Here is a 24,201-nt window from a genome sequence, read left to right as displayed (position 1 = left end):
TGGTGACCATCCCCGAAGCCCACGCGGGCCAAGTCGATGCCAATGCCAACAATACCGTGCAGGTGCTGGCCTATACCTTCATGACGACAGGGCAGCCCGTTTGGATCATCTTCGAACATGACGATGGTACGCCAGACTATGTGCTGCGTAATGGCGACCCGCTAACGCCCGCAGAGTCGAGCGCGAAGAAAATCGTGCACATCATCCCTGGCACGTACCTGCGCTCGCGGCCCAATGGCAGCCAAATTCGGCTTAAAACACTGGTTTCAATGGACGGTTTCGGTGACAGGAACACCGCCGTACAATTGGGCAAACCGTCCTATTCGATTAAAAAACAGGCGGGGATCATTACCCATGTCAATGTAGGGGGCAAACCGCGAAGACTGGTCGTCAGCCCCGATGGCAGTCGCGTTTACGTTACCAATTCGACCTCTCATTCGGTGTCAGTGATTTCGACGGCCACCCGTCAAGTTATTCATACCATTACCGGTCTGAGCAACCCATACGCCATAGCTATCAGTCCCAACGGCGGCATCCTGTATGTAAGCAACTTGGGCACGCAACGAGTTACCGTTATCAACACTACCAGCTATGAATTTATCAACCAAATAACGGGTATCGCTACTCCTTACGGACTTGCTTTGAATACGCTGGGAACGCGCTTATATGTTACTAGCCACACTTCCTCTGCGCTGTATACCCACGACACCTCCTCCGGTGCGCGCCTGTACACACTCGGCGGGTACACGAACGCTTTGTCAGTGACGCTAAACCCCAGTAATTCTCGCATTTATGTGGGGGCAAACACCCGCGTATACACCGTCGACCAGCCAAGCAATACCGCCGTGGGATCCTTGGCGGGTTTCAATATCTCTTATAGCATGGCTCACAGCCCTCACAACGTAAGTGCCAAGCCAACACTGTACGTAACGAGCTCAAGTGCCAGTAACATTAAGATTATGAATACGGGCACGAACGTCATCCGTAAAACCCTTACGGGTTTCAGCGCTACCTACGGCGTTGTCATGCACCCCACACAACCATTCGCCTATGTCACGGACTACGGTACTAACAGCCTGAAAATCATAAACACCGATGAAGAAACCGTCATTGATGCAGTGGTAGGGCTCAATGGCCCGTATGGGGTCGCTATCAGCCCAGACGGCTCCACGCTCTATGTCGCCAACTTAGGTGGCAACTCTGTCACTGTCATCAGTACATAAGCTTCAGCGTCCAGCAAAAAATGCTCCGCACTTCGCTGTGCGGGGCATTTTTTTCAATGGTGCCCTTAAAAACCAGGTGGCCTATCCGTCCGCCGGCAACTGTCGGTGCCGTTGGTGACGGCGATGCAGGTGATGCGGTTGCTGTTTGTGTTGTTTCTGGCGGAGCCGTTGTTCAGGCACTGGAACCGTCAGCCCTGACATCAGCGCTTCAAGGGGCCCGTCCTGGGCCACTGACCACTCGTCGCCACTGTCATTTCTCACAGCTAGTCAACGTCGGGTCGCAGGGTATTGAATCCTCTGGCGACCCCTCTCACTTCGCGGTCGCCTTTCGTACGGTTCACACAGGATTGCGACCATGAATCAAGACATCGACCCCGCGCTGTTGCTCGTGAAAACGCCCGCTACGCCTTCCTCATCACAATCCGATGATTTGCGCCGCGAGGGGTTTACCCTTCCCCAACCCGACGATGCACTTCTGACACCGGCGTCCTTTGCCAGCGTACCGTTTTCTGACCTGCCCCTTTATCTGCCAACCCTGAGCAATCCGGTAGTGGGCTACGATGGCGGGCTTAATCGCGCCGCGCTGGATGTCGCCGCCATAGGGGTGATCTGTATCCTGCTGCCCTATCTTGGCCAGTCCGAAGGCGACTTCATTGAGCTTCGGCTCAATAATATCCGGGCCGACTTTCATACCGTCACTGACGACGAAGCAGCAAACAGCAAGCAAATCATCCTGTTTGCACCCAGCGGCGCTTTTTTGCGCGAGGCCGGCAATACGCTGCAGGCCTTCGTCACGCGCATTGGGGGTGGAACCGAAGAAACCAAGCGTTTCAACCTCCTGGTTGACAGTGAACTGCCCGGCGGGCGTAACCCGACTGCCAGCACGCCAGAGAACGAAAACCTGCCGCTGCCGCGCTTCCCTCAGTCCATCATCGACTTTGGGGTGGACAAGGACAACGCAGGCTCGCCCATAGAGGTCCTTATCGACTTTTACCCCGCCAACCGAGCGCTGCCAGCGGTCAACCATCGCAAAGTGCGCGATCGTATTCTCTTGAGCATTGGCGGGGTCATTGTCGAGCACCGCGTCACCGAGTTCGAAGCCTCGGGCCAGGATCCCATCAAGGTATTCGTCAACCCAGGTATCTGGCCACAGGTCGGCAGTGGCGTGCACGTCTGTGAATACAATGTGGTCGACGAAGTGGGCAACGCCTCCGATGGGTTTTCCCCGGCGCAGGTGATTGAGGTGCGACTGGATGATTCGACCGAACCCTTCTTGCCGGCCGCCTTCATTTTTGAGTCTGAGGACGATGGTCATGGCAATGACGCTCTCAACTACGACAAGCTCAACGGCACCAATGCCAAGATTACTGTGCCAGTCCGCGGCATGGGCTACCTGTTCGATGACACCATCCGTGTGCGGGTCATTGGGCTGACACAGGGCGGTGTACGCATCACCAACTTCTACAATTTCACCGTCACCTCCACCACGGTGATGTTCGCCAATATCGAGTGGCCCAATGCCGATATCCAGCCTTTGGTCGGCGGCCGGATCCAGATCACTTATAAGCGCCTTCGGACCGGTGTACTGCCTCGCAACTCCGAAAGCACACTAATCAATATCATCGGCACCCCCATCGACACCAGTTTGCCCGCGCCACTCGTGCCCGATGCTATCGGCGGGGTACTGCCGCCAACAATCAATCCGGTGTTCGTGCATATCTTGGCCTACCCCGGGCAGGACCCCCAGGATCGCATCACCCTGTTGCTGGAAGGCGACTATGCCAACGGGGACCCTTACTACGACGAGCGCACTGAGAGCGCCGGCAACGGCGACATTTACTTTGAGTTGCCCAACGGCCCCAATGGCGACATTGCCCAGTTGGAAGGCGGACGTCTCCGGCTGTCCTACAAGGTCAATGGCGCGGCGGAACGACCACAGTCGAAATCGCTTGCCCTTGATGTCGGCGACTTTCAGGCCTCACTGCCGGCTCCCGTGCCACGCCAGGCGCTGCCACCGCACTACGTGTTCGATCCGGACACCCAGCGCGGCGATCTGAATGTCACCGTCACCCGCCACGCTGCGTTTGTGCTCGGCGCCACGGTTACCCTGCATTTCGAAGGCAGCGCCGCCGGCGGCAGTGCTCCGCCCAACGAACTCTCGATCAACAGTAACTGGTTCGGCCGGGACCTGCCTTTCACCATCCCACGGGTTTACGTGATCGCCAATTTGAACGGCACGGGCAGGCTTTACTACACCGTACAAGTACTAGGCCAACGCACGTTGTTCTCCTTTGAAGTGGTGATCACGGTGGGGGCGGCCTTGAACCTGCACGTGCCGCTGGTGCTGGAAGGCACAGTGATCACGCCGACCCTGACGCGTCTGAACCCCGAGCATGTGCTGCCGCCACGGCCGGAAGTGGTGACGATCCGGGTGAGCTACAGCCCGATGCTGCCCAGCGATCAGATCAAGGTGCGCATCATCGGCGCTGCGGGGTTCGGCACACCGGATATTCCAAGCAAACCCGGTATCCCGGAGCCGGGGGAAAACTATGTCAGCTTTACCGTCTCCAACCTCTTTGTCGGCGCCAATCTCGGCATGAACTGCCAGGTATTTTATGAGGTGATACGCGACCATGTCTCAACCCCCTCAAAAGAGCTGACCCTGGAGGTGCAAGACCTGCCGGCGCAGGAGCTGGATCTGGTACGGATTCCAGAAGCGGTGGGGGGCCAGGTTGAAACCAACAAGGCTTACACCGTGCGGGTGGACGGCTGGCCGTTCATGCGGCTGGGGCAGGCGGTGTGGATTGATCTGCTCAGCAGCAGCAATTATGCGCTGCGGATAAGCCTGCCCGTCAGTACCGAAGAGTTCAACGCCCGGCGGATCAGCATGCCGATACCGGCCAATTACCTGCGCAGCCTGCATGAAGGCGACACGCTGGAAGTGCAGGTACTGGTGTCGCTGGATGGCACGGGTTACAAGTCTTCGGCGAGGCCGTTGGAGATTTCGCCGCCGTATCGGGTCAAGAGGGCTTCGGGGGTGGTGGACGGGGCAATCGCGGTGGGCAACACGCCCACCCACCTTGCGCTGAGTTCCGACAATTCGACACTCTATGTGGCCAACTATGACAACACGGTTTCAGTCATCGATACCGCTACACGGAAAGTGACACACACGGTCTCGCTTGCAGCGGTACCTCTCGGTATAGCCATTCATCCGAACGGCCAAACCTTGTATGTCTCCATTGGAAAGCCTTGGGCGACGCTTGCCATTGAGACTAAGAACTTCCAGATAATCAAAGCCATTTATGTATTTGAGTATTATTCAGCGATGCGCCTAAACCCTACAGGTTCACGCCTATATGTAGGTAATGACTACTACGCCAGCACACAAGAAATCGAAACTTCAACTCATACACTCGTAAGATATCTCTCCGGTAACAACTATTACGCAAATGCGGTTACCACTAACCGTTCTGGCAGTCGAGTTTACACGACGGGTTACTATGTAAGTGAGTTCAATCAATCTACCGGCACGCTTTTAGGCAGTTATCACAATGGGTCTACACATTCCAGAGGTATTGCCTACAGCCCTACTGAAGAAGTCCTTTATGTGACAACCTATAGTAGTTCGACGCCTACCAATGGCAGCCTGAATATACTTTCAACAACGACCACTCCACCCTCGCTGATCAAGAAACTCGGGAACCTACCTCAGCCGTGGGGAATAGCATTCACACCAAACGGCGATAAAGGCTACATGTGCCTGCACGGAGACAACTCGATAAAAATCATCGATACAGCAACGCAACTCATCACTGGAGAAGTCAATACCACTACACACCCGCTGGATCGTCCAACAGAAATTGTTATCAGCTCTGATGGCGCGGTGGCATACGTTGCCAACTCCGGAAATAACAATGTCATTATCGTCAGCCTGTAAGCCATAAAAAATGCCCCCGCTCTTTCGAGCGGGGGCATTTTTTATTACCGGTATAGTTTAACGGCCACCAATCCCTGGACTCACCGACTTAGAAATCGTACCGCAACCCCACATTCACCCCATACGGCTGCTTGATGTTCTTCCCGGTGCTGCGCTCAAGATCCGCATGCAACTTCAGGTTCTGCGACACCGACATCGCCACACCCGCCCCCAGCTTCAGGCGCGAACCCGACAGGTCGTTGTTGAACGCGTTGTCGTTGACGAACACCTTATTGCTCTGGTCGAACTCGTGGGCCACCGCAGCCTTCAGGTACGGCTGCAACACCCCGCCGCTTTCCAATTGAATGTTGCGCCCCACCGTTGTACCGATTTCACCGATGACCGAGCTTGAACGGTCGCCCTTGGCGTCCAGGCCATTGTCCAGCGTGTAGCTTTGGGCCTGGGTGATCACCGCCGCCAACTGACCATACGGTTCGACGAAATAACCGTCGTCCAGGCTGATATGGCGACCGACTTCCGCCGACGCGCCCATCGCGTTTTGCGTGTAGTTGCCCTTGGCTTTCTTGCCGTCGCTCATCGCCACCTTGGACTCGTTGTGCAGGCGGTTGAACTTGAGCACGCCGTCAAAGTAGAAGCCGCTCTCGGCATCCATCCACGTGGCATAACCGCCCACGTAGTAGCTGTTGATGGTGGCGCTGCTACCACGGTTCAGGTCCAGGTCCGAGGTGCTGTGACCCGCCATGGCACCGATCAGCCACTGGCCGTCGCCGCCCTCTACCGGCGCGTCGGCACCGAGGGTAAAACCACGTTGCGACTGGTTATAACCCAAGCCCGTCTTGTCGTTGGACACTTCGTATTTGTTGCCGTAGGCGCGAGTCCACAGGCCTGCGGATTTGCCGTCGCTGAAGCGCAATTCGCCCATGCGGGTACGCAGGGTGGTCATTTCACCCAGCAGTACACTTGGCGCAGCATTGAACAACGCAAGCACGGAGTTGGTGCTCGGGCTGATCACTTTGCTGTCCGGGTCGAGGTACCAATCCTTGCTCTCGTTGTCATCGATCAGGCTGTAGGAGTAAGTCCCCACGTCCACGCGATCACCCAGCAGGCTGAACTTGGCAACGCCATCCGCGGTATGTACCACGTGCAAACGGTCATCGCCCAAGGGGTCTGCGCCGCTGCTGGCGATCAACAGTTGGTGCTCGCCCGCAGATGTGCCGGTGACGTTGAGGAAGTCGCCCTTCAGGGTGGAAAAGTCCACGCTCATGAGGAAGGTGCCGTTCCCCGACAGGTTTTCTACGTCGAGTTGGTAGAAGTGCCCCGTATCGCCGAACTTGATGTTGCCGCCGTTCAGGGACAGGTCGCCGACCTGCTGGTTGTCGACCATGACCCAGGTGGCGTCGCTGTTGATCGCCAGCTTGTCGACGTTCTCCAGTCGCCCCGTCAAGACCGAACCGTTGTTCAAGCCGACGCTGGCAGTGCCACCGTTGTTGATCACGTCGCCGTTCATGATGGCACCGTCAAGGCTCAGGTCCAGGGCGCTGCCGGTGCCCACTTGGATATTGCCGGTCAGCGCGCTGTTGTTGACGCGCATGTTGGCGTTGCCGCCGGTTTTCAACTCAAGCAAGTTGCCGTTATTGCCTATCAGGGTAGAACCGTTATTGACATCAATTTCAGCAGTGATCGGTGTATCGACCACAATGGCAGAGCCTGTCAGCCCCTCGACACGTGTACCTTCCAAGCGCAGTTCCGGCGAGTTGGGGACGGTGCTGTGTTCGCGGGTCATGCGGATGCCGTCGGTAGCACCGATGATTTGACTATTGACCGCATTGGCCGCGCCACCGCGAAGGATCAACCCGGCCTGGGAACCACCTATCAGTTTCGAGTCATTGAGGTTCAAGGTGCTGTAGGAAGTTACATTGGCACCATAAGTCGCGCCGTGAATTTCACTGTTATTGCTGACCTCTGCCAAGGACCCCGTGAGCGTTGACGGATTGCGAACCACGTCCAGACCGCCCGCACGAGTGCTGGTGATAAGGGTATTGTTGATGTGTGCAGTGCTGTTGGTCAGTATCACTGCGGTGGTACTGGCAGTGGATGAAACCCGTGCGCCTGTCAGGTTTACCGTCGAGCCAACCGACTGAATGTCGCGCACTGTCCCACCATTATGAACATTCAGCGTGGCGTTGTTTTTCAGCCGAAAGTTATCAACGTACGTCACTGGATAGACGTCTTTGGTCGTTCCGTCCAGTTCTTCCAGCGCCAGGGTTTGAGCGCTCAGGAAACACATTGGGGCAACAGCGATAAGCTTGATCGCTGCCGATAATTTGGAGTGTTTAAAGTCAGAAGAATTAATCGTGTGCATTGCCAATGAACCTCAGAAAAAGTACCAGTTCGAACCCGAAGGCCATATCGACCGGCCTTCCGTTTTCCACGGCGCAAAGACTAAGGATTGGAATTACCTTTTTATGTAGGACTTTCCTTATGAGTCGATCATCTAGCTTCGACACAACCCTGGCGTTGATTAAGCAAGCCGCAATAAAAAACCCTGTGGCCCCACAAAGAGGCCAACAGGGTTATGCATGGATCACAGCGACCCGAGCGCTCGCGTCGAATCTGGCACACAGGTGCCCAGTGGTGGGTAAGCACCACGGAAATCCCATCGCACCTGAACTTCATCCGAGGTACCGCGATCCGTCGTGTCAGGGCGATAGATACTCCAGCGCACACCTACCCAACCACGACCGCCGGTCCCGGTAAAGTCCCTGAACCACAACCCCAGCAAGAGGTTGATGGTGAAGCCATCCGCGATGTCGTTGAACGATATCTCTCTAGGCGTCGTTTCCATGGTATCTAACGGGGTAGTGTTATCGGCAAATGCGTACCTGGCCGCATGCACAACGACGAGGTCACCGATTTGAAGAGCTACGTCGTCCTTGATGAAAATAGGGACTGCCACCCAAGGCGCCGGGACTAGCGGAGGCGTCAAGCGGTCGAAGCATCCAAGCCTGCCCACTGTATTGAGTACCGAGAACACCGGATCTGCAAGCCCCGACAAGCTGTAGAGTTCAACCTTGACGCTCTGGTCGGGAGAGTGCTTGTAGTTGATTGCATCGCGAACCTTGTAATAACAAGGTATGGCATCGCCGTTGCCATACATTTCGATAATGTCCCAACCAATCTCCAACGCAACCTCGAAATCGGGAGCTTCACTACCGGTGACGTCATAAGTGTCAGCCAGCGTCCCGCCCATAATGCCGTAGTAAACATCAATAAAAACGCCGGTGGTTAGCCCTGAAGGAATAATGAACGTCACCGTGGCCGGGAAACCACGGTCAAGTTCTACCAAATGGTTCTCATGACCTTCATTGCCTCTGACCGTTGGTAGATCATAGTTGGGGTCAACGGGGCCTGGGCCAGGGTTATCCGTATCACCGGGCTCATCTATATTCACCGCAACGGTGATCGTTGGCGAGGGGATAGTCCCTAGCCCGTCACGGCTGATGGTGCAGTGGACATCGGCGTTGTACATGTCCCCATGTGAACTGATCACATCGAACGTAGCCGTGCCATCAAGCGGGAAGATAGGGAACACACCTACAGGTTTCTCGTAGATCAAGGTGCCATGCCAGAACATTCGAACCATATCAGTCGAGAGCCAGTCGACAATATTCCCCAAGCGTACCGTTACACCATTACGCGCCTCTTCCTTATCGATCAAAGGCGCCTCCAATACTTGAAAGTTTTCCAACACGGGTTCGTTAGCGGTGGCGACTGTCACGGTCCGGGTAAAAGACCTCTTCGTCTCGTTGCCTCCACGATCAGTTACATTGTAGGTAATCTCCCGATCGCCCGACCCACCGGCCAGGACAATCGCGGTTGTAAAAATCACTTCAGCACTGCCTGTCAACGGAAAAACACCCGTGACACCGATTAAATCCTTACTCCCGAAAAATGCCCGCCAGGTATCTCCGGGGCGGTTGTCTGCCATTCGTTGGATTTGACACACCAACCCGGGTTTGCCAGCCAGATAATCCGGTGTCACTGGCCCCGACAGATCGGTTGGCAAGGTAATGGCAGCCGGCTGGTTATTGAGGTTGGGGTCGCGTGCGTCGACAAACGCCTGGGTGATGTCAGAGGGAGCTACATTGCCATTGGCATGAAAGATCGTATAGGTGATCTCCTTTTCACCATGGGTTTGCAGCTCGGAGTGCGGTTGAAGAGCGAGAATAAAAGGATCAGGTGGCGCTGGATCGTCGCCACTGTATTCGTAGTAGCCAATCATTCGGCCGTTCGCACGGCAAAAAATAGTGTCGATTTCCCCCGGATCTGCAAGTGGAGCCCAGCGTGGAAGGGAAAGCGTCAAACCGCCGGCCTGGACAGCGTGGGGTATGAGATTGGGTTGACCGTCTGCCGATTGGTCAGGGTCGGGGGGAACCACTGGCAAGTTAGGGAGTGCGTTGACAAGCGTGGGAGCAGGCGCAGCGGCTAAAACCCTCTGTGTCCCTGCGCGCGTGCGCTGCGAGGGTTTACGGGTAGCTTTTGCTTTCGCAGGCAACTTTTCGTTCGCCTGCGTTGCTGGCGTTTTGGCCTTCGACAACGGTAGTTTTTTTGACATGATCCAAAGCTCCTTGCATGGGGGAAAGGATCTGAATCCGGACAACGGTATTTCACCCACAGACCTGCGACCCTGTTATTGGAGATGTCATTCGTCATCTCCAGCTATCACTGCAACCTGACAACGGTTAGTCCATTAAACCTCAGCCTCGCTCACCGCATAACTGTCAATTCTCACAACTTGCCAAACGCCAGAAAATATGCAGTTTGGCATTCGACCGCTAAATGTCGGTGAAGCGTCTTTTTTCACTACGTGCGAGCATCTGCCAGGCGCTGAACAGCGCAAAGGGTTCTATTAAAAAGGCTGGCGACGGCATGCAGACCACATGGGAAGGGCATTGCGCCCTTCCCATTTGCGCGTTGATTCAGGATGGCGCGATGCAGGGCGGTAAATTGTTTGGACGAATCAACGTGACCAATACCAGGTTGAGCGCCGACGCGCCGACAGGCACTCCACCTCGAATCACCTGGTAATACGTGGTGGCTGAGCCGTGGGCCGGCTCATGGGGATATTCATCTCGCTTGACCAACCCAGGCAACAACACATGGGGATTGAACGGGACTGTGAACGTGTGACCGTTTTGCACCCCTTCCTGGGTCAACGAAGGCGAATCCCACTCGCCTTTAGAGCTGTCGATCACATGAACGAGATTGCCGTTGGGGCTGGCATAGCCCACCCAGATCAAGCGCAACACATCGCCTACCTCCAGTCGCGCAGTGTCCCCCGGGACAAATACCTTGACTCCAAAAGAGGGGTGAGGGTTGAGCGTGCAACCTATAAACCCGGAATCAGGTCCTGGGCCATAGTTCACGTCCGGGTATTGGGTGCGCCTCAACCCCACAATCGGTGAAACGGCCACGGTGATGACTTTGTGGTTAGAACGTTGACGGTTCACGCCATTGAAAGTGCGATAGAAGAGATTGACCCGTGCGTTACCAATCGGCTCGATGAGCGACCAGGGAATATGGAACGTGATCAAATCCCCCGGATTCTCACCGATGGCAACCTTGTGGGTATCCACCGGCACGGGGTTATCATTCCAGATCAGCTCCAGCTCATCGTCCACCTGGAAATCAACGCCCAACTCCAATTCCACAGTGGCGGGTTTATTTTGATCCAAGAGGGTCAACACATCGTCGCCGGTCTCACCTTTGACGGTTGGCAGCAGAAGCAGGGGGTTGATGTAGTTGGGGTTGTCCGGGTTGAGTTCGCCCGCGGCGGTCAGGTCCACGGGGACGAACCTGGGGATGGCCGGCCGGGCGGTGCCGGTTCCACGTTGCCAAGTATAGCCGGCCCGGATCACCCCACCCACCAGCTCGAAGCCGCCTTGAGCCAGAATCGGCCAAGGAATATCGACACGCACTGGCCAGACCTGAAAAGGCCCTACGGTAATCGGAGGAAGGGGAATCAAGTCCCACGAAGGCGTTACCACATCGCCATCAAGTGCTCCAACGATTTCCAGGATATTCATATAGACGCCGCCACTTTCACGGGCATCTTCCAGGTCAATCCGCCCATTTGCACCCGCGCCGAAGGCTTGTGGCACCTCCGGCGAGAGAAACTGAATGGGCGAGGGTGTGAGCGCATTCAGTACGACGGAAGTACGCGACGCCGGCCCTTGCCAACCGGTGCGGTCTATCAAGAAGTACTGAGCGGAGTATTCTCGATTGCTGCGCAGTGTGCGAAACGTGTCGCCTTCAAAGACCAATTCGATCGGGGCACCGTTTTTGTGAGCCTGGGTAATGTGCACCGATGCGACTATCTCGTCGTTGCGTGAGTATGAGCGTCGAAACGCCGGCAACAACGTCAACTTACCGTCAACGCGATCCTCCAGGCGCATATCGGGCCATGGCGGCACAACAGCCACGACCTGATCATTGTTGGCCGGGTCGGCCAGGTAATCATCAGTCACACCGTTGGCTTGAATATAAGCGTCAAATTGCAGCCTGTTAGGCTGCTGCCCTTGATTGGGCGCAACCTTGTCTAGATCAATCTGGATTGGAAATGACGCGTCCGTAGGGTTGCCAGCGATCAGCTCAACGATGTACTGCAACCTGTGCAGGCCAGGCTCGGCCAGGCGGATAGCCGGTATGAAGCTCGCTACCATGGGCAGATCGCTTTCATCATAGGGTGCTGTCAACTCCTTCACATCACCAACCTGGACGTCATCCCACAGCCAGGTCACACGTGTTACCTCACCTGGGTCAAGCAGGCCCCCGCCAATCCAAAGGGTAGAGATTTCCACTGCCAACGGGTCAACTTGGTTCTGCCGATGTATTTTGTAAGCGACTTCATCATCCAGCAACGGCAGCGCCGCTGGAACCCAGGGCTGGTCCAGCGTGCGGGGAATAGGGGTAGAGGTTGTGTATTTGGGCATGTCCACTCTCCTTGGGCAATCGATCAATGACCGGCCATTGACCACCGATGGGAGTGCACCCAACCGACAAGGCCAGGTAAATCATTTAATGCGCAAGTACACCCTCTGGCTACTGTCGAATGTCACAGGTATGCACGCTGATCAGACAGGCGGCAACCGCCACTCAATCGGCGTCTCGCCATTCTGCTCAAGAAACTTGTTGGCGCGGCTGAAATGCCCGCAGCCCAGAAACCCACGATACGCCGACAGCGGCGACGGATGCACTGACGTCAGGACCAGATGCTTGGTGGCATCGACCAGTTTCTGCTTGCCTTGCGCATGGGCGCCCCACAGCAGAAATACCAAATGTGGCTGGTGCTCGCTGACCACTTCTATAATCCGATCGGTAAAGAACTGCCAGCCCTTGCCCGCGTGGGCGTTGGCATTGGCGCGCTCGACGGTCATGGTGGTGTTGAGCATCAACACGCCCTGATCGGCCCAGCTTTGCAGGTAGCCGTGGTTGGGGATGTCGATGTTCAGGTCGCGCTTGAGTTCTTTATAGATGTTGACCAGCGACGGCGGTGTGGGCACGCCCGGTTGCACCGAGAAGCACAAACCGTGGGCCTGGCCGGGGCCGTGGTACGGGTCCTGGCCAAGGATGACCACCTTGACCTTGTCCAAAGGCGTGGAATTGAGCGCATTGAAAATCAAAGGGCCAGGCGGGTAGATCTCTTTGCCAGCGGCATGCTCCAGGCGCAGGAACTCGCGCAACTGGGCCATGTAGGGCTTATCGAACTCCTCACGCAGGGCGTGTTTCCAGCTGGGTTCGAGTTTGATACGGTCGCCTTCGGTCATAGTTGAATTGTCTTGTAAAAAAGAATGAGGCGAACCCTAGGAAAGCCGGCCTTGCTTGTCAATTGATCTGACACACCATCGGCACCTTCCCACGAAGCGATCATACTGATCCTTCACCCTCCCGAATGAGGTCATAATGAACCTGCACTTCGAAGAGCTGACTGGCAGCGACGGTGCCCGCATCGGCATCGCCAGCCTTGATGCTGAAAAATCCCTGAACGCCCTGTCCCTGCCGATGATCCTGGCCTTACACGATCGCATGGATGTCTGGGCCAAGGACCCAAATATCGTTTGTGTGCTGCTGCGCGGTAACGGACCCAAGGCCTTTTGCGCCGGCGGCGAGGTGCGCAGCCTGGCCATGGAATGCCGTGAACAGCCCGGCGAAGTGCCCGCCCTGGCGGCGCAGTTCTTTGCTGCGGAATACCGCCTTGATTACCGCCTGCACACTTACCCCAAGCCGCTGATCTGCTGGGGCCACGGCTATGTACTGGGCGGCGGCATGGGCCTGCTGCAAAGCGCCGCCATCCGCATCGTCACGCCGAGCAGCCGCCTGGCCATGCCCGAAATCAGCATCGGCCTGTACCCGGATGTGGGCGCCAGTTGGTTTCTGTCGCGCCTGCCGGGCAAGCTCGGTTTATTCCTGGGCCTTACCGGCGCGCACATCAACGGCCGTGACGCCCTGGACCTGGGTCTGGCCGACCGCTTCCTGCGCGATGATCAACAGGACGAACTGCTCGATGGCCTGCTGCAACTCAACTGGCAGGAACAGACCGCGATGCAGCTCAACAGCCTGCTCAAGGCCCTGGCCCAGGAAGCAGTCAGCCAACAGCCCGAGGCCCAATGGCTGCCGCGCCGGGCGCAGATCGACGAATGGTTGGACGTTGGCGACGTGCGCTGTGCCTGGCGCGCCTTGAGCCCGCTGCGTGACCACGCCGATTCGCTGTTCAGCCGTGCCGGCACGACCTTGAGCGAAGGCTGCCCGCTGACCGCACACCTGGTGTGGGAGCAGATCCAGCGCGCCCGGCATTTATCCCTGGCCCAGGTATTCCAGATGGAATACACCCTGAGCCTCAATTGCTGCCGTCACCCGGAGTTCAGCGAAGGCGTGCGCGCGCGCTTGATCGACAAGGACCTCAAAGCCCATTGGCATTGGCCAGATATCAATACAGTTCCGGACGCCGTGGTGCAGGCGCACTTTCACAAGGCGTGGGAAGGCCGCCATCCGCTGGCGGACCTGTCCGATTACTGATTGCTTCACCAAAAAAAACGGCGCTTCCTGCGCCGTTTGCATTCAACACCGGTCAGCGGTGACCGCCGCGACCGCGGCCATGGTCGCCATCGCGTCCGTGCCTGCCATTACCCCCGTGATCACCCCACCCCTGGTTCGGATAAGGCCGGTAGCCCGCCCTTGGCCCCGAAGGGTAATAGCGAGGTGCCGGCTGGTAATAACGCGGCGCCGAGTAGTAACGCGGTGCGGGTGCGTAGTAGCGCGGCGATGGGTAGTAGTCACGGCGGTATTGATACGCCGGGCCACCACCGTAGTAATACGCCGGCGCCGGTGAGGTGTAGACCTCGGATCGATAGTAGCTCTGGCCTCCATCGTAGTAGGGCACACAAGCGGAAAGGGTCAGACCGAGTAAAGCGCTGAGCAGCAGTCGTCGATACATGGCGGCCTCCTGGACCGCGAAAGAGCACCTCCAGCGACGCGGGAGGGCGGCATTCAGCTTTCACCGAATGACGAAATATCTGACATCAAAAACCGAATCTGGTGCGTTTTGGTAACAGCTTGATACATCTGTATCAGACCAAACTGTGTTGGCGCCGCAAGTTTGCCAATGGGTCGGGCTTTGAGAGTGGGTGGAACATTTGTGGGTGTATTGAAACTTTAAACAATTGAATAGTGTCACTATGACATCGCACAATGGCACGGAGGCTCTAGCGCGAGCTTTATACCCCTATAACCTCGGATTTCAGCCATGAAGATTTCAACCAAACTGTTGCTCTCCTTTCTACTGTGCGCAGTGGTAACCCTGGGCGTGGGTGTACTGGGTATCAAAGGGGTCGTTCGCCTCGCCACTGCACTGGAATTGACGTTTTCGAACAATCTGGTCTCCGTCAGCACCACCTCGGCCACCCTCAACGGCCTGGTCGCTCATAACCGTGGCCTGTACCGGTTGATGGATGCCAGCCAGGGCGACGTGTCCCAGCAAGACCGCGATCGCGTGCGCCAGGACATCACCAAAGAACTCGCGAACAGCCAGGCCGCCTACAAAACCTACCGCACCACGCCGCTGGAAGACGACGAACGGGCAGCCGGCGATAAGCTCGACCAGCTCTGGCCCACCTACATCAGCAACTCCGAACGCATCATGTCGATGCTTGAAAACAACCAGCTCGACCAGGCCCGTGCACAGCTCAACACCACCAACAATGAGATTTTCCGCCAGGCACGCGACTTGATCCGCGTGCTAATCGACTCCAACAACCGCCAGATCAAAGAAGGCTCCATCGCTGCTGATGACCTGCGCAACAGCGCGCTGACCTGGATGATCAGCGGCATCGTGCTGGCCTTCATCATCGCCATCACCATTGGTGTGTTGATCACCCGCCTGATCACCCGCCCCATCGCCCAGGCCGTGGAGAGCGCACAACGCATTGCCAGAGGCGACCTGACCCAAGCCATCGTCACCGAGCGCACCGACGAAGCCGGGCAACTGCTGATGGCGCTTGCCGACATGCAGGGCGGCTTGAAAAGCACCCTGGTGGAAATCGCCAACGCCTCTGACCAGCTTGCTTCAGCAGCAGAGGAACTCAGCGCAGTCACCGAAGAAAGCAGCCGGGGCCTCACCCGCCAGAATGACGAAATCCAACAGGCCGCCACCGCCGTCAACCAGATGACCGCCGCGGTGGACGAAGTGGCGAGCAACGCCGTATCCACCTCGGAAGCCTCGCGCCAGGCCACCACCGAAGCCGAAGAAGGTCGTGAGCAAGTGGCCCAGGCCGTGTCCGGCATGGGTTCGATGGTGGTAGAGATCAATGATTCGACGCAATCGGTCGCCGACCTCGCGGGCCAGGTCCGGGAAATCGGCAAGGTGATCGATGTGATTCGCGGCATCGCCGACCAGACCAATCTGCTGGCCCTCAATGCGGCCATCGAAGCAGCCCGTGCGGGTGAGCAAGGTCGAGGTTTCGCGGTGGTTGCCGATGAAGTGCGGGCCTTGGCCCATCGCACCCAAATCTCCACCGTCGACATCGAAAAAATGATCGGCGAAGTGCAGGTCGGTGCCGATGACGCCGTGGCCGCGATGAACAAGAGCCTGACCTGGGCCAACAACACCCAGACCCTGGCACAGAACGCCGGCGAGGCGTTGGAGCGCATCACCAGCAGCGTGGCGAAGATCAATGAGCGCAACCTGGTGATCGCCTCCGCTTCCGAGGAACAGGCGCAAGTGGCCCGTGAAGTGGACCGCAACCTGCTCAACATTCAAGACCTGTCGACCCAGACCGCCGCCGGCGCCCACCAGACCAATGCCTCCAGCCAGGACCTGTCGCGCCTGGCTACGTCGTTCAATCTGCTGGTCAGCAAGTTCCAGCTGTAAGTAGCCTGCCGTGGGTTGGCGCTGTATCGTGCAAGGCCAAGCGAACCTTGCCCGATGCAGCCCATGACCACGCCAACCCTCTGCCCCGCCTGCGGCGCCCGCAACGACTGCACCCTGGCCGACCCACGTACCGCCGACCAGGCCTGCTGGTGCTTCAGCGTCACCATCGATACCGCGGTGCTCGAAGCGTTGCCGGACGAGCTGCGCAACACAGCCTGCCTGTGCCCGCGCTGCGCCCAAGTCGATCAACAGCTGCGCAGCCGCGATGCGAGTTGATCGTTTCCTCAGCAACCTGTCGCAGTTCAACCGCAAGCAAGTGCGTTTGTTATTGGTAGAACGACGGGTGACCGTCGATGGGCTGGCCGTCAGCGACCCTCACCATGAAGTACGGGAGTTCAGCCGCGTGTGCGTTGATGAGAACGTGCTGCAGGCTGGCAAACCTGCGCGGTATTTCATGCTGCACAAGCCTCAGGGGTGTGTGAGCGCGACGTCGGACCCGCAACACCCCACGGTGCTGGACCTGATGCATGAACCGGACACCGCCGACTTGCATATCGCCGGCCGTCTGGATTTCAACACCACCGGGCTGATGCTGATCACCAATGACGGCCAGTGGTCGCGCCGCCTGACGCAACCGACGACCAAATTGCCCAAGGTCTATCTCGTTGAAACAGAACAGGCCATCGGCGCCGAGTACGCGAATACGTTTGCGGCGGGCCTGTACTTTGCGTTTGAAGACCTCACCACCCAGCCCGCCGCATTGGAACTGCTGGGGCCGACGACCGCGAGACTGAGCATTATCGAAGGCCGTTATCACCAGGTGAAGCGCATGTTCGGGCACTTCAACAACAAAGTGATCGGCTTGCATCGCGAGCGCATGGGGCCGCTCGAATTGGATGCTGCGCTGGCGCCGGGCGAATATAGGCCGTTGACGCTTGAGGAAATCCGCCAGGTCTGATGACCGTTCAGCCGGTGATGGCAAAAACCCATTTTTACGCCTTGCGACATCCCGAGTCTGTGCTTGAATCAAGCTCACCAGTTTAAATATGACTGGCGAGTCGCCTATAACCTCCAAGAAACACCTTGCCCCCGCCCGCGCTTTATCCCACGGGCCTTCCAGGCAAACAGCCCGCCATAACAACACCCGTCGGCCAGCCGTCATCGGACCGACATGGGCCTCCATTTTCAGGCGTATGCCTACCTGTCACAAAGCTCGTGCAGAGTTATCTGCGCGCCCTACCCGCTTGCCAGGAGTCTTACGACATGAGGCCAGAAATCGCTGTGCTGGATATACAGGGTCAGTATCGGGTTTACACGGAGTTCTATCGCGCGGACGAGGCTGAAAAGACCATCATTCTGGTCAACGGCTCAATGGCCACCACGGCATCCTTCGCCCAGACCGTGAAAAGCCTGCACCCGCAGTTCAACGTGGTTTTGTACGACCAGCCCTACGCCGGCCGCTCCAAAATCCATAATCGCCATGAGCAAATGCTGACGAAGGAAATCGAGGGCCAGATCTTGCTGGAACTCATCGACCACTTTGCCGCCGAGCACGTGCTGTCGTTTTCCTGGGGCGGCGCCGCTACCCTGGTCGCCCTCTCCCACCGCCCCCGTCGCGTGGAAAAGGCCGTGATCAGCTCGTTCTCCCCAGTGATCAACGCGCCCATGCGTGACTACCTGGAGCGCGGTGTCGACTACCTCGGCAACCTCGACCGCGACCGTGTCGGCCACCTCGTCAACAACACCATCGGCAAACACCTGCCGTCGCTGTTCAAGCGCTTCAACTACAAGCATGTCAGCAGCCTGGCCGAGCACGAATATGGGCAGATGCACTTCCACATCAGCCAAGTGCTCACCAGCGACCGACTCTGCTACCTCAAGGCCGCCAAGGCGATCGACATTCCCGTGCTGTTCCTCAACGGCGAGTGGGACGAATACACCAGCGCCCAGGATGCCAGGCAGTTCGGCAACTACGTGGCCAACAGCAGCTTCAGCACCATCCAGGCGACGGGGCATTTTCTGGACATGGAGCATAAGGCGGCATGCAAGGACAGCCGGGAGGCAGTGGTGGGCTTTTTGAAACCGGCGCGGCAGATCAGCCGATTGCGTTATCACCAAGGTCAGGCACAGCATGCATTTGCAGTTTGAAATGATGACTCAACGCCACGCTCGTTGTGGCGAAGGAGCACACGCCTTCGCCGCAACCTGCACATTTTCAAAGAAAAACTTCAAATTCAAGTGAACATCTGGTACAAAGTCAGCCGCTCTGAGCGGGTATAGTTTAATGGTAGAACAGTAGCTTCCCAAGCTTCCGACGAGGGTTCGATTCCCTCTACCCGCTCCACTCAGACATAGATCCCACGCCAACATGGTTTTGGCGGGGGATGCATAAAGAAACCGGTCCCTGGAGGCCGGTTTTTTTATGCCAATATTTTCCCGCCCGCAAACCTGTACAAATACAGAATTCTGTACAACTATCAGACCTTGAGCGCAGGCACCAAGCCTCGCATGATCAAGGAGCCGGGCAATGACGCGCCTGCTGATTTCACTGTTGCTGGTTTTGAGCCTGGCCAGTTGCAGCAATGTAGAGGTCGGACACTACGCCGACCAGAAACCTGCGCTGGATCTTGAGCGTTTCTTCAGCAAACCCGTGAAAGCCTGGGGCATCTTCGAGAAACGCTCGGGCGAAGTCGCCAAGCGTTTTGAAGTGGATATCGCCAGTCATCGCGAAGGCGACAAACTGATTCTCGACGAAAAGTTCCTGTACAGCGACGGCACTCGCCAGCGCCGCGTGTGGACGCTCACGCCCGATGGTCCGGGGCGCTGGCGCGGGCGAGCGGGTGATGTGGTGGGCGAGGCCATCGGCGAGGTCGCCGGGAACGCGTTGCGGTGGCGCTACCGCCTCAACCTCCCGGTGGATGGCTCGGTGTACGAGGTGAGTTTTGACGACTGGATGTACCTGATGGACGAGGACACGATGATCAACCGGTCGAGCATGTCCAAGTTCGGCGTGGAATGGGGCCAGGTCACGTTGTTCTTTCGTCGCCAATAACAGTCAACGCGGGGGTGAAAAATGAATGTGGAGAAGCTGGCCAAACTGGCCGAGAAAGGTGAAATACGGGGTCTTGAGTTGCTGTCCCTGGAGGGCGGTTTCTATATTGCCCGTGTGAAGCTCGATCACGTCGAGATGACATTGCTGGACGATAACGGCAAGACCCTGCGCCTGCGCTCCAGCACGCATTTACGCGACCTGCTGCGGGACGTTCCACCGTTTCCCTGTGTGTTGGTGCAGCAGTGCGCCCATGACGAAATGTGTGGCACCCGCGAGGGCGCTGTCGGTGCGTTGCGCATTCCATTTTCGCTGGGTGCGACTCTTTAGGACCGTTGCAACCAGCCATCCAGGCCCGGCAGGCAACATCATGAGGTTTGGCCCCGCATAGGTTCGTAGGGTCGCCAACCTGTCAGCGCGATCAACAAGATCAACAGCTGGAACACGATGATAAGAGCCACGCAACCGTCCCAGCCCCAACGCTCCCAGATCAGCGCTGGCACGACTGCACCGCAACTGCCGCCCAAGTAGTAACACGTGAGGTAGACGCCAACGGCACCGGCCTTGTTGTCGTGCGCGGTGGCGGTGGTGAAGGCATTGGCTGCGGCCTGGGCAAGGAACACGCCGGTGGAACTGAGGGCCAGGCCCGTCACGATGCACCACAGAGAGGGGATCAGCGTCAGGGCTGATCCGCTTACGCCAAGCACGGCAGCTACCGTCAGCAATTGGGCATGGGGACGGGCCTTGCTCAGGCGGCCGGCGATGGGGATCACAATCAGCGCCAACAAAAACACCATGTACAGCGTGCCTAAGGCCGCCGATCCAAGGTTGAATGGCGGTAGGCCGAGGTACAAACCTGCGTAGGTAAACGCTGCAACCTGGGAAAACAACACACAAAAACCTACGGCGTAAGCAGCCAACAATGGTTTGCGAAAAACGCTCGAAGAAGGAGCGCGGACCTGGACCTCCCGCGCGCGGTTGGCCGGCAGCAGAAACTGGATAAACCCACCGACCATCAAACTCAACACCGCCAGCACTTCAAAGGCTTCGCGCCAACCGAAGTACTCGGTCACCATCCCCGTGACGAAGCGTCCGGCAAACCCACCCAACACGGTGCCGGCGACATACAGGCTGGTGACTTCGGTGACGGTGCCGCCATGCCAACGGTCGCCGATATAGGCCACGCTGGTGGCAAACACCACCGGTATCACCATGCCCTCCACGAAGCGCCACACCAGCACTTCGGCAAAGCTGCCGGCATAGGCGGTCATCAACGTCGGCACCGCCAGCAACAGCGCGGCCACGCAGATCACCGTGCGTTGCTCGAAACGCCCGGTCACACGACTGACAAACGGCGCGGTGATCGCCACTGCGAGAGTGGTCACCGTGATGCTCCAACCTGCGGCTTTGGGGCTGAGGTGGAACTGCGCGGCAAAGGTCTGGAGGATACTCTGGGTTGCATACAGGTTGAGAAACGCCGCGCAGCCACACAGGAACAGGGCAAGGCGGGCGCAATGCAGGTGCGATTTCATGAAACCTCTCGTCTTATTTTGAAAGGTCTTTATAGAATGGCCTGCGGGTCTGGGACCAATACCGAATTCCGACCGATTGATACCCAAGGACCAGGATGCTCGACCTACGCAAGCTGCGTTACTTTCTGACGGTCGCCGAGGAATTGCACTTCGGCCGTGCTGCCATTCGCCTGCACCTCGCGCAACCACCGCTGACACGGCAGATTTCAGCGCTGGAAGCAGAGTTGGGTTTCAAACTGTTTGACCGCACCAGCCGCACGGTGACCCTCACGGCCCAAGGACGAGCGTTCCTGCCCTATGTACGCGGGGTGTTGGAACAGATCGACGTGGCACAGGTGATCGCAAACAAATTGGCCGCAGGCACTGCCGGGCAGCTGGCGCTTGGTTATGCCAGCTCAATAGCCCTCTCAGATCTGTTCAGCCAAGCGATCCAGTCTTTTGCCCAGCGATATCCGGATGTGCAGTTGACGCTGGTGGAGTGCGCTTCCGGCAGCCTGGGCGCTCAGGTAGCGGATGGGCGGCTGGATATCGGCTTGAGCCGACTGCTACCGCCCCCCCGAGAAGTGCAGGTGCTATCCCTGGGAGAGGAGCGGTTGGTAGCGGCGGTGTCCACAAACAGCCCACTGGCGAGCTTGGCCGAGGTCAGCTTGGCGCAGCTCAGTGCCTACCCACTGATACTGTTTCCGGCGGATTATGGCTCGGGGCTTAACCAATCCATCGAACAGCTTTACCGACACCACGGCGTGCCCCTGCGTCCTGGCCCGACTGGGCGGCAGATCACCTCGATCATCGCGCTGGTGGCGGCTGGCCAAGGGGTGGCGCTGGTACCGGAATGCACGCAAAGCTTGATGAACAAGGGCATCAAGTACAGGCCGCTGATCGAGGCGGACGCCTGTGCACAGTTGTTAGTCTTGACCGCGACTGAAACAAAAAGTGTGTTGGTCGAGGCGTTCCTCAGCGTGATTGCCGGGATCTCGTCGACTGCGCTTAAAGTGCTGCAGCAGGACCGCTGACGCCGTCGAATTCCACCGCAAGAAACGTAGTTTTGACCGGGGCGGCATGCTTTAGATTGGCACTACACCCGCCCATAGGAGCCCGCTCATGGTGTACGAATACAAACTCATGCCCTCCCCCGTTGGCCAACTCACCCTGGTGGCGCGCAATGGCAAGCTCGGTGCAATCCTGTGGGAGACAGAACGCGCCAACCGCGTGCGCCTGGGCGAATTGCACGAAGCCAATGAAAGCCCCGTGCTATTGGAAACCGAGCGCCAGTTGCAGGAGTACTTCGCCGGCACGCGCAGCACCTTCGAGCTGGAACTGGATTTCAACGGCACCGCGTTCCAGAAGCAGGTCTGGCAGGCATTGCTGACCATCCCCTTCGGCGAAACCCGCAGCTACAGCCAGATCGCCCTACAGATCGGCAACCCCAACGCCGTGCGCGCCGTGGGTGCGGCCAATGGGCGTAATCCGATTTCAATCATCGCGCCGTGCCATCGGGTCATCGGTGCCTCGGGCACCTTGACCGGCTTTGCTGGAGGGCTTGAGGCCAAGCAGTATCTATTGACCCTTGAGAACCGCGGCCAGGTGAAAATGGCCTTCTGATCACGTGCCTGCGACCGCTCCACGGTTAAAGTACTGATAATCGAACAACGGTTTGAAACCCAGCGTGCTGTACAACGAGCGCCCCGCCATCGACGCCTCTAGGAAGCATCGCTGGGCGCCCAGGTTCGAAGCGTGCAACAGCGCAGCGTTAATCAATTGAGTGGCATGACCCTGCCCACGAAATTCCTTGATCGTGCCGACATCGTTAAGCCGTGCGACGCCATCACATAGCGACAACGTCAACGAACACGCCACCCTCTCCTCGACAGACAAAGTGAAGTGGTGAAGTGAATGACCGGCGTCCAGGGCACGCTGGTGCCGAGCCTGATAATGCGCCACCACCTCGGGCGGGACCGCGAACGCATTACCAATGGGAAGCGCCCAGTCATTCAAGTTCCGAGTCAGGCTGATCTGCGCAAAACGCTCACTTACGGAAGGCACCCGACGCGACAGTTCGAGCGCCATCGTGGTGGTCCTTTCGGCAGGCTGCAAGCCGAGCTCCGTCAGTGCCTCATGCACTCCCTCGACCTTTTCCTCATGAATCACCACCTGTATCGCCAGGCAGGTGCGGCGAATCAGACCCAGAGGCTCAGTCATTGCGTCACCCGACGGGGCGTTGCCCACGCGGATAAGCAACAGGTTCGACGGGTTGCGAAATAGATCAGTGAAATAGGCAGTGATGCAGGCGCCATAGCGCCGACGTAACGGACAGGTCACGGTAAAAAAATGATCTTCAGTCCGGTAATAGAGCGTGGGCAAATCGCGGGTAGGAATGGCGCGCATGGGCAGTCCAGGCAAAAGCAAAGTCTTGCGCCCGCCACTGCTGGTCGATGTAAGCCCTTGCCTTGAAACCCGAAGAAAAAGCGCACCGTTTGGTTCATCAGCCAAGTTGTAAAAAGAAATTTCAAAGAGCACCTGCTGTCCATACGTTCATCACCCCTTCACTCCAGGAAAACGGTCATGAAATTCTCCACAGTCTCGCAATCCCTGTCCCGCTGGGCAGGCAGCCCCCGCACCTTCTACGCAGCGACGGCATTGATCCTGGCGTGGAGCCTGAGCGGGCCGTATTTCCACTACAACGACACCTGGCAGCTGATCATCAACACCTCGACCACCATCATCACCTTCCTGATGGTGTTCCTGATCCAGAACACCCAGAACCGCGACAACGATATCCTGCATATCAAGATCGACGAGCTGCTGCGCGTGTCCAAAGATGCACAGAACGCCGTACTCAGCCTGGATGGTCTGGACCGCAAAGAGCTGGAAAAACTGCGCCAGGAATACCGCAGCATTGGCAACGCCGGCACCCTGAACCTGAACAGCAGTTGCGGCCACGCTGCCGACGACGCGGCGCCCACTAAAACCGATCTGAACCAGGCATAAAAAAACGGCGGTTGGAGAGGATCCAACCGCCGTTTTTCAATTCA

The 24,201-nt window shown here is 57.7% G+C and carries 19 protein-coding genes, 1 tRNA gene and 1 pseudogene; 14 read left to right on the top strand and 7 right to left on the bottom strand.

Annotated features, from left to right (window positions below; genetic code table 11):
• From EJD88_RS21380 to EJD88_RS21370, 3 genes and pseudogenes are all read left to right on the top strand, one after another.
• The coding region (locus EJD88_RS21380; protein WP_158878965.1) for a YncE family protein at positions 1 to 1,223 on the top strand (1,223 nt) is incomplete at its 5' end.
• Positions 1,224 to 1,319: 96 nt separating this feature from the next.
• Positions 1,320 to 1,421 (top strand): annotated as a pseudogene (locus tag EJD88_RS21375) (AbrB family transcriptional regulator); the annotation flags it as partial.
• A gap of 157 nt (positions 1,422 to 1,578) precedes the next feature.
• Positions 1,579 to 5,163 (top strand): YncE family protein, encoded by a 3,585-nt coding sequence (locus EJD88_RS21370; RefSeq protein ID WP_158878964.1) that lies wholly within the window; start codon positions 1,579 to 1,581, stop codon positions 5,161 to 5,163.
• A gap of 88 nt (positions 5,164 to 5,251) precedes the next feature.
• Here the strand turns inward: EJD88_RS21370 and EJD88_RS21365 are convergent, their stop codons facing one another.
• From EJD88_RS21365 to ung, 4 genes are all read right to left on the bottom strand, one after another.
• Positions 5,252 to 7,525 carry an autotransporter outer membrane beta-barrel domain-containing protein gene (locus tag EJD88_RS21365; protein WP_158878963.1) on the bottom strand — a complete coding sequence of 758 codons (2,274 nt, stop codon included), beginning with the start codon at positions 7,523 to 7,525 and terminating at the stop codon, positions 5,252 to 5,254.
• 222 nt (positions 7,526 to 7,747) lie between these two features.
• Positions 7,748 to 9,778 (bottom strand): hypothetical protein, encoded by a 2,031-nt coding sequence (locus EJD88_RS21360; RefSeq protein WP_158878962.1) that lies wholly within the window; start codon positions 9,776 to 9,778, stop codon positions 7,748 to 7,750.
• A 364-nt stretch (positions 9,779 to 10,142) separates the two neighbouring features.
• Positions 10,143 to 12,155 (bottom strand): hypothetical protein, encoded by a 2,013-nt coding sequence (locus EJD88_RS21355; protein ID WP_158878961.1) that lies wholly within the window; start codon positions 12,153 to 12,155, stop codon positions 10,143 to 10,145.
• A 141-nt stretch (positions 12,156 to 12,296) separates the two neighbouring features.
• On the bottom strand, positions 12,297 to 12,989 hold the full coding sequence (ung, locus tag EJD88_RS21350) for a uracil-DNA glycosylase (RefSeq protein WP_158878960.1): 693 nt from the start codon (positions 12,987 to 12,989) through the stop codon (positions 12,297 to 12,299).
• A gap of 136 nt (positions 12,990 to 13,125) precedes the next feature.
• Between ung and EJD88_RS21345 the strand changes: the two genes are divergently transcribed.
• Positions 13,126 to 14,238 (top strand): enoyl-CoA hydratase/isomerase family protein, encoded by a 1,113-nt coding sequence (locus EJD88_RS21345; RefSeq protein WP_158878959.1) that lies wholly within the window; start codon positions 13,126 to 13,128, stop codon positions 14,236 to 14,238.
• 52 nt (positions 14,239 to 14,290) lie between these two features.
• On the opposite strand, the gene EJD88_RS21340 is transcribed toward EJD88_RS21345, so the two are convergent.
• Positions 14,291 to 14,656 (bottom strand): hypothetical protein, encoded by a 366-nt coding sequence (locus tag EJD88_RS21340; RefSeq protein ID WP_112194010.1) that lies wholly within the window; start codon positions 14,654 to 14,656, stop codon positions 14,291 to 14,293.
• Between the two features lie 309 nt (positions 14,657 to 14,965).
• Here EJD88_RS21340 and EJD88_RS21335 point away from each other — a divergent pair, with 309 nt between their 5' ends.
• The 7 genes from EJD88_RS21335 to EJD88_RS21305 all read left to right on the top strand — a co-directional run bounded on the left by EJD88_RS21335 (position 14,966) and on the right by EJD88_RS21305 (position 19,967).
• Positions 14,966 to 16,588, top strand: coding sequence for a methyl-accepting chemotaxis protein (locus tag EJD88_RS21335; protein WP_112194008.1), 1,623 nt, complete (start codon positions 14,966 to 14,968; stop codon positions 16,586 to 16,588).
• A gap of 63 nt (positions 16,589 to 16,651) precedes the next feature.
• The gene (locus tag EJD88_RS21330) at positions 16,652 to 16,864 is read left to right on the top strand and encodes a cysteine-rich CWC family protein (RefSeq protein ID WP_099587575.1); all 213 of its coding nucleotides are present in this window, start codon (positions 16,652 to 16,654) and stop codon (positions 16,862 to 16,864) included.
• Positions 16,854 to 17,546, top strand: a complete 693-nt coding sequence (locus tag EJD88_RS21325) for a 16S rRNA pseudouridine(516) synthase (protein ID WP_112194006.1) — start codon at positions 16,854 to 16,856, stop codon at positions 17,544 to 17,546. The genes EJD88_RS21330 and EJD88_RS21325 overlap by 11 nt, the downstream gene beginning before the upstream one ends.
• A 305-nt stretch (positions 17,547 to 17,851) precedes the next feature.
• Positions 17,852 to 18,736: an alpha/beta fold hydrolase gene (locus EJD88_RS21320; RefSeq protein ID WP_158878958.1), complete on the top strand. Its 885-nt coding sequence runs from the start codon at positions 17,852 to 17,854 to the stop codon at positions 18,734 to 18,736.
• 122 nt (positions 18,737 to 18,858) lie between these two features.
• Positions 18,859 to 18,932, top strand: a tRNA-Gly gene (locus EJD88_RS21315).
• Positions 18,933 to 19,115: 183 nt separating this feature from the next.
• Entirely contained in the window at positions 19,116 to 19,640 is a 525-nt protein-coding gene (locus tag EJD88_RS21310) for a DUF3833 domain-containing protein (protein WP_099587518.1), read from the top strand.
• A gap of 21 nt (positions 19,641 to 19,661) precedes the next feature.
• Positions 19,662 to 19,967 carry a DUF6482 family protein gene (locus EJD88_RS21305; protein WP_158878957.1) on the top strand — a complete coding sequence of 102 codons (306 nt, stop codon included), beginning with the start codon at positions 19,662 to 19,664 and terminating at the stop codon, positions 19,965 to 19,967.
• A gap of 38 nt (positions 19,968 to 20,005) precedes the next feature.
• On the opposite strand, the gene EJD88_RS21300 is transcribed toward EJD88_RS21305, so the two are convergent.
• Complete coding sequence (locus EJD88_RS21300) at positions 20,006 to 21,169, bottom strand: MFS transporter (protein WP_158878956.1); 1,164 nt, start codon at positions 21,167 to 21,169, stop codon at positions 20,006 to 20,008.
• A 95-nt stretch (positions 21,170 to 21,264) separates the two neighbouring features.
• Here EJD88_RS21300 and EJD88_RS21295 point away from each other — a divergent pair, with 95 nt between their 5' ends.
• Both EJD88_RS21295 and EJD88_RS21290 read left to right on the top strand, forming a co-directional pair.
• The gene (locus EJD88_RS21295) at positions 21,265 to 22,182 is read left to right on the top strand and encodes a LysR family transcriptional regulator (protein ID WP_158878955.1); all 918 of its coding nucleotides are present in this window, start codon (positions 21,265 to 21,267) and stop codon (positions 22,180 to 22,182) included.
• Positions 22,183 to 22,270: 88 nt separating this feature from the next.
• Complete coding sequence (locus tag EJD88_RS21290) at positions 22,271 to 22,771, top strand: methylated-DNA--[protein]-cysteine S-methyltransferase (RefSeq protein ID WP_099587522.1); 501 nt, start codon at positions 22,271 to 22,273, stop codon at positions 22,769 to 22,771.
• Here the strand turns inward: EJD88_RS21290 and EJD88_RS21285 are convergent, their stop codons facing one another.
• The gene (locus EJD88_RS21285) at positions 22,772 to 23,686 is read right to left on the bottom strand and encodes a bifunctional aminotransferase class I/II-fold pyridoxal phosphate-dependent enzyme/GNAT family N-acetyltransferase (protein WP_305982636.1); all 915 of its coding nucleotides are present in this window, start codon (positions 23,684 to 23,686) and stop codon (positions 22,772 to 22,774) included. It abuts the gene before it with no gap.
• Positions 23,687 to 23,731: 45 nt separating this feature from the next.
• On the opposite strand from EJD88_RS21285, the gene EJD88_RS21280 reads away from it, so the two are divergent.
• The gene (locus EJD88_RS21280; protein ID WP_099587524.1) at positions 23,732 to 24,157 is read left to right on the top strand and encodes a low affinity iron permease family protein; all 426 of its coding nucleotides are present in this window, start codon (positions 23,732 to 23,734) and stop codon (positions 24,155 to 24,157) included.
• Positions 24,158 to 24,201 lie beyond the last annotated feature (44 nt).

The organism is Pseudomonas sp. PB105 (assembly GCF_009764655.1).
Classification (GTDB): Bacteria; Pseudomonadota; Gammaproteobacteria; order Pseudomonadales; family Pseudomonadaceae; genus Aquipseudomonas; species Aquipseudomonas cyclaminis.
This window is presented reverse-complemented; position numbering and strand designations above follow the sequence as displayed.